The 14,307-nt window shown below is 45.8% G+C and carries 8 protein-coding genes; 4 read left to right on the top strand and 4 right to left on the bottom strand.

Features of this window, described 5'->3' with window-relative positions:
- Positions 1-5 precede the first annotated feature (5 nt).
- Positions 6-2,639 carry a valine--tRNA ligase gene (locus DXD65_RS10735; RefSeq protein WP_117887621.1) on the top strand — a complete coding sequence of 878 codons (2,634 nt, stop codon included), beginning with the start codon at positions 6-8 and terminating at the stop codon, positions 2,637-2,639.
- A 78-nt stretch (positions 2,640-2,717) separates the two neighbouring features.
- Here the strand turns inward: DXD65_RS10735 and DXD65_RS10740 are convergent, their stop codons facing one another.
- The 4 genes from DXD65_RS10740 to DXD65_RS10760 all read right to left on the bottom strand — a co-directional run bounded on the left by DXD65_RS10740 (position 2,718) and on the right by DXD65_RS10760 (position 7,499).
- The gene (locus tag DXD65_RS10740) at positions 2,718-5,090 is read right to left on the bottom strand and encodes a glycoside hydrolase family 9 protein (RefSeq protein WP_117887622.1); all 2,373 of its coding nucleotides are present in this window, start codon (positions 5,088-5,090) and stop codon (positions 2,718-2,720) included.
- Positions 5,091-5,123: 33 nt separating this feature from the next.
- Positions 5,124-6,053: a ThuA domain-containing protein gene (locus tag DXD65_RS10745; protein WP_009038079.1), complete on the bottom strand. Its 930-nt coding sequence runs from the start codon at positions 6,051-6,053 to the stop codon at positions 5,124-5,126.
- Complete coding sequence (locus DXD65_RS10750) at positions 6,050-6,544, bottom strand: hypothetical protein (RefSeq protein ID WP_057281662.1); 495 nt, start codon at positions 6,542-6,544, stop codon at positions 6,050-6,052. Before DXD65_RS10750 ends, DXD65_RS10745 begins: the two co-directional genes overlap by 4 nt.
- Before the next feature lie 376 nt (positions 6,545-6,920).
- The gene (locus tag DXD65_RS10760) at positions 6,921-7,499 is read right to left on the bottom strand and encodes an RNA polymerase sigma-70 factor (RefSeq protein ID WP_022401932.1); all 579 of its coding nucleotides are present in this window, start codon (positions 7,497-7,499) and stop codon (positions 6,921-6,923) included.
- Positions 7,500-7,636: 137 nt separating this feature from the next.
- Here DXD65_RS10760 and DXD65_RS10765 point away from each other — a divergent pair, with 137 nt between their 5' ends.
- The 3 genes from DXD65_RS10765 to DXD65_RS10775 all read left to right on the top strand — a co-directional run bounded on the left by DXD65_RS10765 (position 7,637) and on the right by DXD65_RS10775 (position 14,291).
- The gene (locus DXD65_RS10765; RefSeq protein ID WP_008665236.1) at positions 7,637-8,650 is read left to right on the top strand and encodes a FecR family protein; all 1,014 of its coding nucleotides are present in this window, start codon (positions 7,637-7,639) and stop codon (positions 8,648-8,650) included.
- A gap of 235 nt (positions 8,651-8,885) precedes the next feature.
- On the top strand, positions 8,886-12,287 hold the full coding sequence (locus tag DXD65_RS10770; RefSeq protein ID WP_117887629.1) for a TonB-dependent receptor: 3,402 nt from the start codon (positions 8,886-8,888) through the stop codon (positions 12,285-12,287).
- Positions 12,288-12,299: 12 nt separating this feature from the next.
- Positions 12,300-14,291, top strand: coding sequence for a RagB/SusD family nutrient uptake outer membrane protein (locus DXD65_RS10775; RefSeq protein ID WP_117887623.1), 1,992 nt, complete (start codon positions 12,300-12,302; stop codon positions 14,289-14,291).
- Positions 14,292-14,307 lie beyond the last annotated feature (16 nt).

Consider the following 14,307-nt stretch of genomic DNA (forward strand, 5'->3'; position numbering starts at 1 on the left):
AAAACATGGAATTAGCAAGTAAGTACAATCCCGCTGACGTGGAGGGAAAGTGGTACCAGTATTGGTTGGACCACAAATTATTCAGTTCGAAACCCGATGGTCGTGAGCCTTACACCGTCGTCATTCCGCCTCCAAACGTCACCGGTGTGTTGCACATGGGACACATGCTTAATAATACCATACAAGATATTCTGGTACGCCGTGCCCGCATGGAAGGCAAGAATGCCTGCTGGGTGCCGGGAACCGACCATGCTTCCATTGCTACCGAGGCCAAGGTGGTGAACAAGCTTGCCGCACAAGGCATCAAGAAGACAGACCTTACCCGCGACGAGTTTTTGAAGCACGCCTGGGAATGGACCGATGAACACGGTGGCATCATCTTGAAGCAGCTCCGCAAGCTGGGCGCTTCCTGCGATTGGGACCGTACGGCTTTCACTATGGACGAGAAACGCAGTGAAAGCGTGCTCAAGGTCTTTGTCGACTTGTATAACAAAGGTCTGATTTACCGCGGTGTCCGTATGGTGAACTGGGACCCGAAAGCACTGACCGCCCTTAGTGATGAGGAAGTAATCTATAAGGAAGAGCACAGCAAGCTGTACTATCTGAAGTATATGGTAGAAGGTGACCCCGAAGGACGTTATGCAGTGGTTGCTACCACCCGCCCTGAAACCATCATGGGAGATACAGCCATGTGCATCAATCCGAATGACCCCAAGAATACCTGGTTGAAGGGTAAGAAGGTGATTGTTCCGTTGGTAGGACGTGTTATTCCGGTTATCGAGGACGATTACGTAGATATAGAGTTCGGTACCGGTTGTCTGAAGGTAACTCCTGCCCACGATGTGAACGACTACATGCTGGGTGAGAAGTACAATCTGCCGAGCATCGACATCTTCAATGATAACGGAACGCTTAGTGAAGCTGCCGGCTTGTATATCGGTATGGACCGTTTCGATGTGCGCGAGCAGATTGAGAAGGACCTGGCTGCTGCCGGTCTGTTGGAGAAAGTGGAAGCCTATACCAACAAGGTAGGTTTCTCCGAACGTACCAACGTGTCCATCGAACCGAAGCTTTCCATGCAATGGTTCCTGAAGATGCAGCACTTTGCCGACATGGCTTTGCCGCCGGTGATGAATGATGAGTTGAAGTTCTATCCTGCCAAATATAAGAATACGTACAAGAACTGGTTGGAAAATATCAAGGACTGGTGTATCAGCCGCCAGTTGTGGTGGGGGCATCGCATTCCTGCTTATTTTTTGCCGGAAGGTGGTTATGTAGTGGCTGCCACTCCCGAAGAAGCCTTGGCATTGGCAAAAGAGAAAACGGGTAATGCAGACCTTAAACTGGAAGACCTTCGTCAGGATGAGGACTGCCTGGATACTTGGTTCTCCTCCTGGTTGTGGCCCATCTCTTTGTTTGACGGTATCAACAATCCGGGTAACGAGGAGATAAACTACTATTATCCTACCAGCGACTTGGTGACCGGTCCGGACATTATCTTCTTCTGGGTAGCCCGTATGATTATGGCAGGCTATGAATATGAAGGTAAGATGCCGTTCCAGAATGTTTATTTTACGGGTATTGTCCGTGACAAGCTGGGACGTAAGATGTCCAAGTCGTTGGGTAATTCTCCCGACCCGCTGGATTTGATTGAGAAATACGGTGCCGATGGTGTACGTATGGGCATGATGCTTTCAGCTCCTGCTGGCAATGACATCCTCTTTGACGATGCACTGTGTGAGCAAGGACGTAACTTCAATAATAAGATATGGAACGCTTTCCGTCTGATTAAAGGTTGGGAAGTCAGTGCGGAAGTTCCGGTACCGGAAGCTTCAGAACTGGCAATACGCTGGTTTGAGGCCAAGCAGAATGAAGTGGCTGCCGAAGTGGCTGATTTGTTCAGCAAGTACCGTTTGAGTGAAGCGCTGATGGCTGTTTACAAACTGTTCTGGGACGAATTCTCTTCCTGGTATCTGGAAATGATTAAACCGGCATACGGCCAGCCCATCAACCGGAAAGTGTATGAAGCAACTATCGGTTTCTTTGATAACTTGTTGCATCTGCTCCATCCGTTCATGCCATTTATTACAGAGGAGTTGTGGCAGCATCTTTGCGACCGTACAGACGGTGAGAGCTTGATGGTAAGCCCGTTGTCAATGTCGGCATTGGTAGATGAGGATATCATCCGGGAGTTTGAAGTGGTGAAAGAGGTTATCAGCAATATCCGTTCCATCCGTTTGCAGAAGAACATCGCCCCAAAAGAGGCACTTGAGTTGCAGGTTATCGGTGAGAATCCGGTTGTGGCATTCAACGCGGTTATCATGAAAATGTGTAACCTTTCCTCCATCAATATAGTGGAGAACAAGGCCGACGGTGCTGCTTCCTTCATGGTAGGTACTACGGAATATGCCGTACCTTTGGGTAATATGATTGACGTGGAAGCCGAGATAGCCCGTATGGAGGCCGGACTGAAGCATAAGGAAGGATTCTTGCAGGGTGTGCTGAAGAAGCTGGGTAACGAGAAGTTTGTGAATAATGCTCCTGCCGCCGTTCTTGAGATGGAACGCAAGAAGCAGGCAGATGCTGAAAGTATCATCAAATCTCTCAAGGAAAGTATTGCAGCATTGAAAAAGGCATAACTGTCCGTCACATAAAAACAGAGAAAAAGCTCCGGAACCTTCAACTCCGGAGCTTTTTTTAGCGGTATAATGAACTGTTTATTTGAACAGTTCTACTACACACCACATTAGGCGTGCGGTGGTGTGTGTCCAGATTTCCTTGTAAGTGCAGTTATTTTGCATCGGGAAGTAGGGTTCGTCCTCATTTTCGAATGTTTCGATTCCTACGGGTACAGCTCCCACCACATCTCCGGCATAGGCTCCGTAAAGTGGCGGGTAGTCATATCCGTCTCCATAAACGGTACTCATGGCAAACGGGTTGTAGCCCAATATATACTCTACCTGGCGGGTTGCAATATCCCTTAACGCTTTGTCGTTGAATAGGCGTGCAAGAATAAAGGCAGCTTTGGCTTTGCCCATGACAACAGCGTGGAATCCCCTGAACTGATAGGCGACGGGGAAACGGCGCAGATAGAAATCCTTCGAGAGAGGGATGCCGTTGCGCACTTGTGCATTGTATTCTTCCAGGCTGGGAAGCCCTACCTGCTCTCCTTCGTGGTACAGATTCTTATAATCGGTATTATCCACCTCGTATACGGCGCTTGGCAGTATGCCGTACGGCTCAATCAGTTGTGAAATCCCGCGTAGATAGTCTGCATAGGCTTCACAGGATGCCTTCCACAACGGGACGTCCGGATGGGTAGGGGCATCTGTCAGTAGCATCGAGAGTCCTTCGGCCATCAAGTGCTCTTGGCTTTGGTGATAATAGGCCAGAATACGTTTTTTCCGGGAAGATTCATAGAAGAAACCTCGTAGGGGGATTTTCCAGTCGGTACGCTTTTCCAACTGTTGGCCCGCCATGACGGTACGTGCCAGCCGGGTTGCCCAGTCCAGATAGTAAACATCTTGTGTAAGGCGGTACAAACGCATGGCTGTGACGGTGGCAAGGGCATAAAGTTCGGTTTCGTTCTGTTCCGTCCTTTGCGTATCCAGCAGGTCGATGGCGAATTGGAAGTCCTCAATGGCACTGTTCCGGCACCACCGTGCAAACACTGGGTCTTTCTTTTCAAAATGAGGGGCGGCGAGTGCGCAACTGGAAGCGGCTTTCAGATTGTCCGTAGGCGTATTTCGTGCTTCTGTCTGCATGTCGTCTTTGTCACCACGGATATTCTTTGTCCAAATGCCGATAATCAGTCCACCCAGTCGGTAGCCGTCACCGAAGCGGGTACGCAGAATCCAGTTCACTCCCCAGCGTGCCTCTTCCAGCAGGCGTTCGTAGAAGATACTGTCTTTGCCTTGTACGGCACCGGCCATTTCGAGGAGGGCGATGCACGATTCGGCTGTATTTCCCGTTCCTTGAGTCAGGTCGGCTGCATCGTGCCATCCTCCGGCAATGCTCATGCTCCGTCCGTCGGGATGATAGGCGAATACATCCTGATGGCATTCCTGATGAATGCCGGGCTGGTCGAAACCGCAACGTTCGGAAAAGAAGAAGTTCAGCGTGTGCCAGGCGGTAGACAGGTAGGCATCATTTCCGATGGGGAAAGGCTTTGATTGTACATCACCGATGGAGAGGAAGTATTGTCCGGGCGTATTGAAACTGCTGAAGTCCAGTACAAGAAATCCTTTGTCCAGCTTCTTGTCCTGATTCAGAGGACTGGCCGTACCTTGATAAACGGTTTGTCCCGTGGCGGCATCGTGCAGGCTGAAAGCCCTTTCCGGCATGTGCTGCACCAAAGCCTGCTTGCGTGCTCCCGGCTTGTATCCGCTGTGGCAGTAGGCCATTGCATCTTTTCGCAGGTCGAATCCCCGGCTGTTTTCCGCTTCTACCTTTTCGATGCGCATGTCGTCTATGTATAGGCTCATGTGTTCGCTGGCTCCTGCAGGAGCACCTGCCAGCATGATGTTTACCGAAAAGCCTGTGACACAATCACGGTATAGGTCCGGTATTTCCCATATGATGTGCTGCCATTTGTTGGGATAGACAGTCTCGAAGTGTTGTCCTTCAAAGCGTCCGGGAGTCGGCATGATTTTCTCCCCTTCATTGTATAGGGTGAATCCGGCAAAGGTCAGATAAACGCCCGGTGCATCCACATATACCCAAACGGAAAAGCGGTTGTATTCCCGCAAGTCTTCCCGGTCGAGGGGACGGATAATCTCCGGGGTGGCGTAATTCCGGTTTGTTGGATTCTTCTTGCCCAAGGAGGCAGGAGTGTCCAGACGGACACTTCCTTTGCCTGAGACAGTGACTTTACGGTCTACATGTATGGTTCCGGGTCCGGTGTGGCGCAGAGCGCCGAAATCTTCGGCCAGGGGGAGTCCCCTGCTTTTCAATACCTCTTTCTTTTCCCACCGCGTCAGTCCGGCGTGTGCGGGATTAGCTTTCATTATGCGGTGCACATGATTGCTTTGCTGTAATTGTTTCTCCAGTTCCGTATCGGGTTTCCACGGAGCTTGTGCTTGTGCCTGCATGCAGCAGTGTTCGGATGATGTATTTCATGGTATTCAGTGTTTGGTTTCAGGGTAAGCATGAAAAGGAGCCTTGAACTCCGGACGTAATGTATAAGTATCCTTCAGTGGGAAATCTGCGGGAACTTCTTGGGTGACGGCGCCGGTGGCAGCCCATTCGCATCCCCGGAGTAAAGTCACCTGGAAACCGGTGCAGCGCATGGAGTAAGTCATGTTCGGGTCGTTGCCGCAGTGCCCCAGGAGGTCGACGAATATGCGCCCTTTTCCGTAGCTTACTGTCCACATCAACGGTTCATGCCGTCCGCGTTCGTAGGCGGTTGCCAATATTTCCATGTTTCTTACCGGACCGCGTAGGCGGGTATATATCTCGTCCTTGAAGTGTTTCCATTGAGGAGGCAATCCTTGCAGGATAGGATGATGGGGGGCGCGGTGTTCTATGACGGTTTCGTGCTGCAAGCCGTGGTAGCCGGCATACCCCGGAGAGTAGTCGTAGACGTATTGTCCGTCTTTCCAGTACAGATACGGACCGTCCTTTTCGTTTCGTCCGTCCCATGCCCCCATGCCTATTATCTCGTTGTATTCTTTCCAGTCGGCCATCGGGACGACGGAAGAATGTATCACTACCACACCGCCTCCATCGGCAACGTATTTCTCGAAATTCTTGCGTACGGGTTCTGTCCATGTAGCTCCGCCGTAGTTGATGACGATTAAATCATATTGGTGGAAATCGGGTTTGAAGGTGGCGATGTCTCCACCAAAGTCGGGTGTAAAGGCAAAGTCCACTTTGAACATTCCGCTGTTTTCCAATATCTGCTTCATGGCTTCGCAGGCGCCTTGCCAGTAATGGCTGCCGTCCTGCCCGGCTATCATCATGGTTTTGATTACTTTCTTTTGCTGTGCGTGTGTGTGCGAGGCAGCTCCTATATAAATAAGGAGTACCAGGATAAGTGTCAGTCTTGTTTTCATTTTCCGGAAGATTTAAAGTTTTTGCCAGTAGGGTTCCATTCTATACGGTCGTAGCAGCGTGTGGTGCGCAGATTGTAACCTTGTTCGTCTACGCTGAACTTTCCGTCTTTGAAGTAGGATATGTAGAGCTCGGAGATGCCGTCCTTGTTGCGGTCTTCTACAAGGAGATTGTACTTGTCGGTGACATAAATCTCGTCGGAAATGTATTGTATTTCTTTGGTATAGTTGTCTACGATTGCATAGTAGGCCTTGAAAAGGTCGAAAGTGGGGTAGTGCCCGTTGTCACGTCCGAAAAGCATTACTTCTTCAAGGGCATCGTCCCCGTCCATATTGGCAAGTACGGATTGCTGAAAGGAAAATCCCGGTTTTTGTACTTGTGGAGGGATATTGTTCCATCCTTCCTGATGGGCTGTCACTGAAAATTGCGCTTGTGCATGGATGACGTACACCAGCGCCGACAATAGGATAATCAGTTTTCTCATTGCGTGCATTTTGAGGTTATGATAATAATAGGGTTACTTCTTGCTTATATGACCGGTGGCTCGGAGTTTTCCCTAACTTTTTTTAGAATAATTAATGAATACGGGATGTATAGGGACTTAGTGCCTCTCCCATCAGGACTGAACCGGTCTGACCCGTATACTGAGAGGTCATAACATCCGCATCCTTTCCATTAAAACACCCGGATGTTTTTGGGTAATACATCCGGGTGTTTTGGGTAATACATCCGGGTGTTTTGGGTGAAAACATCCCCATGTATTGGGGTAAAACATTCGGATGTTTTGACCTCTCAGTCCTATACTCTTTAGGGCTAAGTCCCGGTGTGTAGCCGACAAGGTATAGGGGACGTTCCGCTTATGTATGGTCTTAATGCGAGGTGAGCAGGTGCATCAATATCAGTGGCAGATAATCTTTCAGCTTGACCCTTAAAATCTTCAAAGCCTGCTGAATGCGGTAGTCTACCGTTTTTGGGGAAACGTTGAGTAGTTCGGCAGCTTCCTTGTAACTCAGATTCTGGAAACGATGCATGATGAAAGCTTCCCTATAAGTAGGCGGCAGTTCGTTGATGGCCCTTTGTATATGCTTGCTTAATTCGTTGATTTGATAGATATCCACCTCCTGCAGCATGGCGAACATTCGTTCATAGTAAGCGGTGTCTGCCCGTTGCTTCACTTCATTTTGGGCAATCCGGGTCATGCAACGATGGTAGACAGCCTTGAACAGATATTGCTTGAGCGAATATTCGATAACGGGTCTTTCGCGGTTTTCCCAAAGCCATAGCATGACGTCCTGAACAATCTCTTCTGCATCTTCCAACCGGACAAAACGATAGCAGTAGGTGCAGAGCACTGAATAGTACTTTTGAAATAACACATCAAAAGCACTTCTATCTCCTTTTTGTATGGCGGATAATAAAGATGTATCTTCTAATGGTATGTTTCTCATAGGGTGGGGGTTCATTATTGTTGGGCAAAAATAGCTTTTTTTCCTATTATAATCTAAGTATATAAAATATTTTTAGCTTTTTGTTTAGGAGTTCTTTTCACCCGTTTGTCTTTAGATTAAAGCTAGCAATAAAAATTATGGTAAAAAGAGAGGGAATGGAGAACCTGCTTCTCAGGTATTATGAAGGAGAGACAACGGAGGATGAAACTGCTCTGGTAAAGGAGTGGCTGGAAGCATCGGAAGAGAACCGCAGGACAGCCCGCCAGGTTCAGACACTCGGTCTGGCGGCGGACATGGCGCAGATTTCATCCAGGCTGGATGTAAAGAAGGCCTTGGAGGATGTACATCGTAAGATGAAACAGAAAAAGGTCAATAGGTATCAGGTATTATTTAGAGGGATGCAACGGGCGGCCGCCATTTTATTCATCCCTTTGATGGTATCGTGGTCTATCCTTTATTGGGACAAGGATAAAGAAGAGATACATATGATGGAAGTCAGGACAAATCCGGGAATGACTACTTCTGTCGAATTGCCGGATGGAACGGAAGTCGTTCTGAACTCGTCGTCGTCGTTGCGCTATCCTTCCCGATTTGCCGATGATAAAAGGGAAGTGAAGTTGGTGGGTGAAGCATTCTTTTCTGTCGCAAAAGATGAAAAGAAGTTCATTGTCGGCACGCTGAACAATTCCAAGATAGTGGTACATGGAACGGAGTTCAACGTAGAGGCTTACAAAGGGAGCAGGACGGTACAGACCACTTTGGTTTCGGGTAAAGTCAGTTTCTCCTATGTGAATAACGGCAGGAGAAATAATGTAATGATGATACCGGGGCAAAAGGTTATTTATGATATAGTGCGGGAAAAGGTCGTTGTGAAAGAAGTCAATGTAGACGTGGAAACATGTTGGAAGGACGGACGTTTGATTTTCAGGAACACTCCGTTTGAAGATATATTGAAGAGTTTGAGCAAAAGATATAATGTGGAATTCATTCTGAAAAAGGCTTCATTGAAGCAGAATTCCTTTACGGCTACATTTACCAAACAACGTTTGGAGCGAATATTGGAGCACTTCCGAATATCCTCGAATATTCATTTCAAGTTTGTTGAAGATGGTGATGTGGATGCCGAGAGACAGGTAATAGAAGTTTATTAACCCTTTAAAAAGTAGTATGATGAAACACAAGTCCGTTTAGAAAAACATGCAGGAAAATGTTGGCGCATTTTCCTGCATGAAACACAGTAACTTTTAAATATCTGTTTGGCGACAGATAAAGTAACTTTATTTTTTCACTAGAAATCAATACAAAATTATGAAAAAACACTATTGTATCCAATCATTTAGGGCAAAAAGTGTCCTGATGAGATGCATGAAAAAAATTCCTCTTGCTATGAGATGCACATTATTTATGTTGTTTTGTTTGGTTGGTATGACTTTTGCCAATGAAGGTTATGCTCAAAAGACAATGGTAAACATTGCTCTTGAGAACAAGACTGTTGATGAAGTACTGACAGAATTGGAACAGGGTACTGAATTCGTTTTCTTCTACAACAACAAGCAGATTGATGTTAAGCGCCGTGTATCAGTCCGGGCAAATAACAAAACCATATTCAAGGTTCTGAACGATGTGTTCAAAGGAACCAATATAGGCTATAAGGTATTGGACCGTAATATAATCCTTTATGATAAAGCTATAGGAGCTGATGGGATACAGGCAACCTTACAGGCTGCGACAGTGAAAGGTTCTGTGGTCGATGCAACCGGTGAACCGGTGATTGGTGCCAGTATCTTGGTGCAGGGAACTACCAACGGTGTCATAACAGACATTGACGGTAATTTCATTCTGACCAATGTGGGCTCTGATGCTACTCTTATAATAAGCTATGTAGGTTATAAGACACAAAACATAAAGGTTGCAGGCCGAAATTCGTTCAAGATAGTTTTGGTAGAAGATGCTGAGATATTGGATGAAGTGGTTGTTGTAGGATATGGTGTACAGAAGAAAGAATCACTGACCGGTGCCATTGCAGCCATTGGTGCTGATGAAATAGCTACGACCAAGACCGAGAATCTGATTAGCAATATTCAAGGTAAGATGCCGGGACTATTGATTCGCCAGAAAACCGGAGAGCCGGGAACTTTCGACAATATGGTGAGCATTCGCGGTTATGGTGACCCGTTGGTGGTAATTGATGGTATCACGCGTGAAGGTACTGAAGAACTTGCACAGCTGAATTCTGAGGATATAGAAAGTATCTCTATTTTGAAAGATGCTTCTGCCGCTATTTATGGTATGAATGCGGCTAATGGCGTAATCATTGTTACTACCAAAAAAGGTGTGGCCGAAAAGACCAGAGTATCTTACTCGGCATTGTTCGGTATGAAGAATGCCACGGGTATGGAAGAAACGGTAGATGCTTATACTTATCGCATGTTGGCCAATGAAAGGGCACGTAATGACCAGGCTGCCCCTGAATACACTGACGATATTCTGGAACTGTATAGAACCGGGGCTAAGGGTTATACAGACAATAACTGGATTGACATGTTTATGAATAAACTGGCGTTCCAGCAATCGCATACTGTTTCTGTGAGAGGCGGAACGGATAAGGTGAAATATTATGTGAGCTTCGGCTATAATGGCGATAATGGTTTGCTGAAGAGTGGTATCCAATACTATCATAGATATAATCTGAGAAGTAACCTGACTGCAGAGCTTACGAAAGGGCTGAAACTGAATGTGAATCTGTCCGGGCGTTGGGATGAAACCCAAAGGCCGAGAGAGGATTTTATGTGGACTTTTAAGACTTTGATGGTTAATGACCGTGGTATCGGTACTCATACGATTAATAATCCCAATCATTTGTCTGCAATCGGTCCTGAAAACAAGAATCCTTTTGCGTTGGTTGATCCGGATATAGACGGTTATCGCAAGAACAGAGGCCTGACGTATTCTGCCGATGTGGAATTGAATTGGCAAGTTCCTTTTGTAAAAGGGTTGGCATTGAGTCTTTTGGGGTCATTTGACGGTAACAATCGTAACAACTCTTCTTTAAATCGTTCTTATCCGTTGTATGATTATTATACAGATGCGCCTGCCGGTACGGGAGGTAGTACTGATGCTTATTCCAATACGATGAGAATATATCAGAAGATTTATGGTAGGTTGCAGGCTAATTATATGCGTTCTTTCAATCAGCACAATTTGAATGTGACAGCTGTGGCAGAGTTGAGCAGTACACGACGCGATGAATTATCCGGTTCCCGGCAATATTCAGAGTTATTTACTAATGATATTTTGAATCAGGCAAGTCCGGGTACAGCTACCAATTCAGGGTATCGTAGTTTTGGCCGTTTAGCAGCCTATCTGATGCGTGCGAACTATGATTATGCCGGTAAATACTTGTTGGAAGTAGTAGGGCGTTATGATGGTTCTTATCGTTATGCTCCTTCTAAGCGTTGGACGTTCTTCCCGTCGGTAAGTGCCGGATGGCGACTTTCGGAAGAAAGTTTCATCAAGGACAATTTGCCGTTTATTACTAATTTGAAAATCAGGGGTTCTTTTGGACAAAGTGGATATGATGCCGGTGATCCTTTCCAATATGTATCTGCTTATAATTCGGCTTCTAATGGTTATGTTTTTGATGGTGCCAGCCAGATTATGGGTATGGTAGCTCCTGGTGTAGTGACTGACCGGCTTTCTTGGGTTACATCTTCTATTTCCAATGTAGGTCTGGATTTTGACTTATGGAACGGTAAGTTGAGTGGTACTATCGAGTGGTTCAATCGTAAGAATGAAGGCATTTTGGCCGACCGTGCACAATCTGCTCCTGATACATTTGGTGCAAGTTTCCCGAAGGAAAATCTGAATTCTAACCGGAACCGGGGTTTTGAGATTGAATTGGGACACAGAGGACAAATCGGTAAGGACTTCTCATATTCAGTAAGTGCTAATTTTACGTATGCCCGTGAAAGAAGTCTGCATGTAGAACATGCAGAATATACCAGTTCTATGGATAGATGGCTGAATGGAAAGGAAAACCGTAACAGTAATGTGATGTGGTTGTATAAATACGATGGCCAATATACTTCTTTGGAACAGTATGAAACGGCTCCTTTGATTGGTGGGAACTTGGGTAACTCTAAGATGCTTCCGGGTAGTTACAGATTGCTTGACCTGAATGGTGATGGTAGAATTAACAGCAGTGACCGTGTTCCGGAGTTTTGGGCAACCGGTGCAAATCCTCCTATCCAGTATGGGTTGACTTTGGCGGCTTCTTATAAGAATTTTGATCTCAATATGCTGTTTCAAGGAGCTTCCGGTTACTCCATCGGATATGCCAATGATGATGTTTGGGGATATGGTGGCAAGACAAATAAATCTTATTTAATTGCGAAATATGTAGATCGTTGGCATCCTGCAAATATAACAGATGATCCGTATAATCCTGCCACACAATGGGTAGCCGGTTATTATCCGGCATTACGCCACAATTTCTCTAATACTTCGGATAATGGTAGTAGATGGAATTATGGTATTTCCGTTTGGCTTCCGCAAGCTACTTATCTCCGTTTGAAGAGTATGGAGATCGGTTACAATCTGCCAAAATCATTTATGAAAAGAATCGGGTTGAACAGTGCCCGTATCTTTGTCAATGGTTCAAATCTGCTTACGTTCTGTAACAAGGCTTTGAAGGATGCTGACCCCGAACGTGAGGAAAGGGATTGGGGAGCCAACCTGGCATATCCGTTGATGAGAACTTATAACTTTGGGTTAAACATAAACTTTTAATTCTGAAATACCATGAAAAAAAATATTTTATCGATATTCTCGTTATGTGCATTGATGGGATTGTCCGGTTGTAATGCCTTCTTGGAACTTGAACCGCTGGATAAAGTGTCTCCCGATCAGTTATTGGAGACAGAAGGTGGTGTAAAGGCACTATTGGCAAACATATATACCATGATTCCTATGGAAGATTTTAATTATCGTCCGAATGCTGGTTTTAATCAACGCGGTTATGATGGTGTGAATGAAACTACTAATTTAGCATTTCTTACCGACGAAGCTACCCGTAGTGACGGAGGAGTGGATATAGGTTATGAAGGATTCAATTATTGGCCCTATGGAGATATTCGTCAGGTGAATATTTTTATGCAGAATGTAGAAAAAGCCAAAGAAGCAGGAACAATTTCTGTTGCAGATGCGGATCGTATGACTGGTGAAGCCCATTTTGCACGTGCTTATATGTATTATGGGCTTGTAAAAAGATATGGCGGCGTTCCTCTGATTGACAAAGTGCAGGACGATGATTATGCCGATGGTGGACCGGGTGCTGTGGCAGTTCCCCGCAGTACAGAGTTGGATACTTGGAAATTTGTATTGAATGAGTGTACCCTTGCTGCTGCTACCTTGCCCGATGCGACTTCTGGTTCGGATTTGTATCGCGTAACCAAGTGGGCAGCTTATGCGTTGAAGTCAAGAGTTGCACTTCATGCAGCTTCTGTAGCCAAGTATTGGAATCTGGCACCTTTGGCTGGTGAGGCTGTCACTCAGAAACTGGTGGGTGGAATGACTTCTGCCGATGCCGATGCATTCTATAAAGAATGTATTGAAGCATCTAAGTTCCTTATAGAGAATTCCGGTAAATCTCTTTATAAGCCTGCTCCGGCTACTGTTAAGGAGGCTGCATCAAACTTCCAGGCCTTGTTCCTGAATGACCAGAATGAAGAGATCATTTTCAGTAAAGCGTATCTTAATGGAACAACCAATACTAATCAGGGACATAGCTATGCTCAGTTTAATATCCTTCCTCAAGTCAATCCGGGCGCTCTGAAATATGGACGTTTCAATCCGATGTTGGAAATCGTTGATTTGTTTGAAGATTATACGGATGACGGCACGGGAAAAAGTGCAAAGATTGTAACTCGTACGGATGGGAATGAAGATGCTTATATCGCTAATTTCCATAATATGAATAATGCTTCTGTAGTGAACACCTTGATGTCGGTACCTTTTGTTAAATATAACGATTTGTATGAACCGTTTGCCAACAAGGATGCACGTCTGTTGGCAAGTGTGGTTGTGCCGGGTTCATCTTATGCCGGCACTGAGATTATTATCCAGGGCGGATTTATTAAGGACAATAATAGCTATGTGGCTTATTCAAACGAGTCTACTCAGAAAAATGGAACAACATATTATGCTTTAGGAGCCGAAGGTGAAACCATGTTCTCTGGATTTAATAATGTGAACAGTGGTGAGGATGCTAATTGGACTGCTACAGGTTTTGGAGTTCGTAAGTATATGCCCGAGGGCGAGAGCATGTCTCCCGACCGTCTTTCGTCCACTACCTCTTATATTGATATGCGTTTGGCAGAAGTCTACCTGAATTATGCTGAGGCTGTTGTGGAAAATGGTAGTGGATTTGGCGATAAGGAATTGGCTGAGAACTATTTGAATGCTTTGCGACGTAGAGCCGGACATACCGACCGGATATCTTTGACATTAGAGAGTGTTTTGAAGGAACGTCGTGTGGAGATGGCGTTTGAAGGAAAGCGTTTTTGGGATATGAATCGTCGTAGGGAATTCCATACTGAGTTCAGCAATAATAGAATTCGTAAAGCTTTGGTGCCGATGCTTGACTTGCGTGGTGCAGAGCCTAAATATGTCTTTGCAAGGGTGAACTACTTTGGTGACGAAACAAGAGGAGGGCGTACTTTCCAGAACATCAACTACTATAGGGGCATACCTAATATTGCCACGAATGGTTTAGTTCAGAATCCAGGTCATTAATTTGAATAATATTAAG

Origin of the sequence: Bacteroides sp. 4_1_36, from assembly GCF_003466325.1 — a bacterium.
Lineage (GTDB): Bacteria > Bacteroidota > Bacteroidia > Bacteroidales > Bacteroidaceae > Bacteroides > Bacteroides uniformis.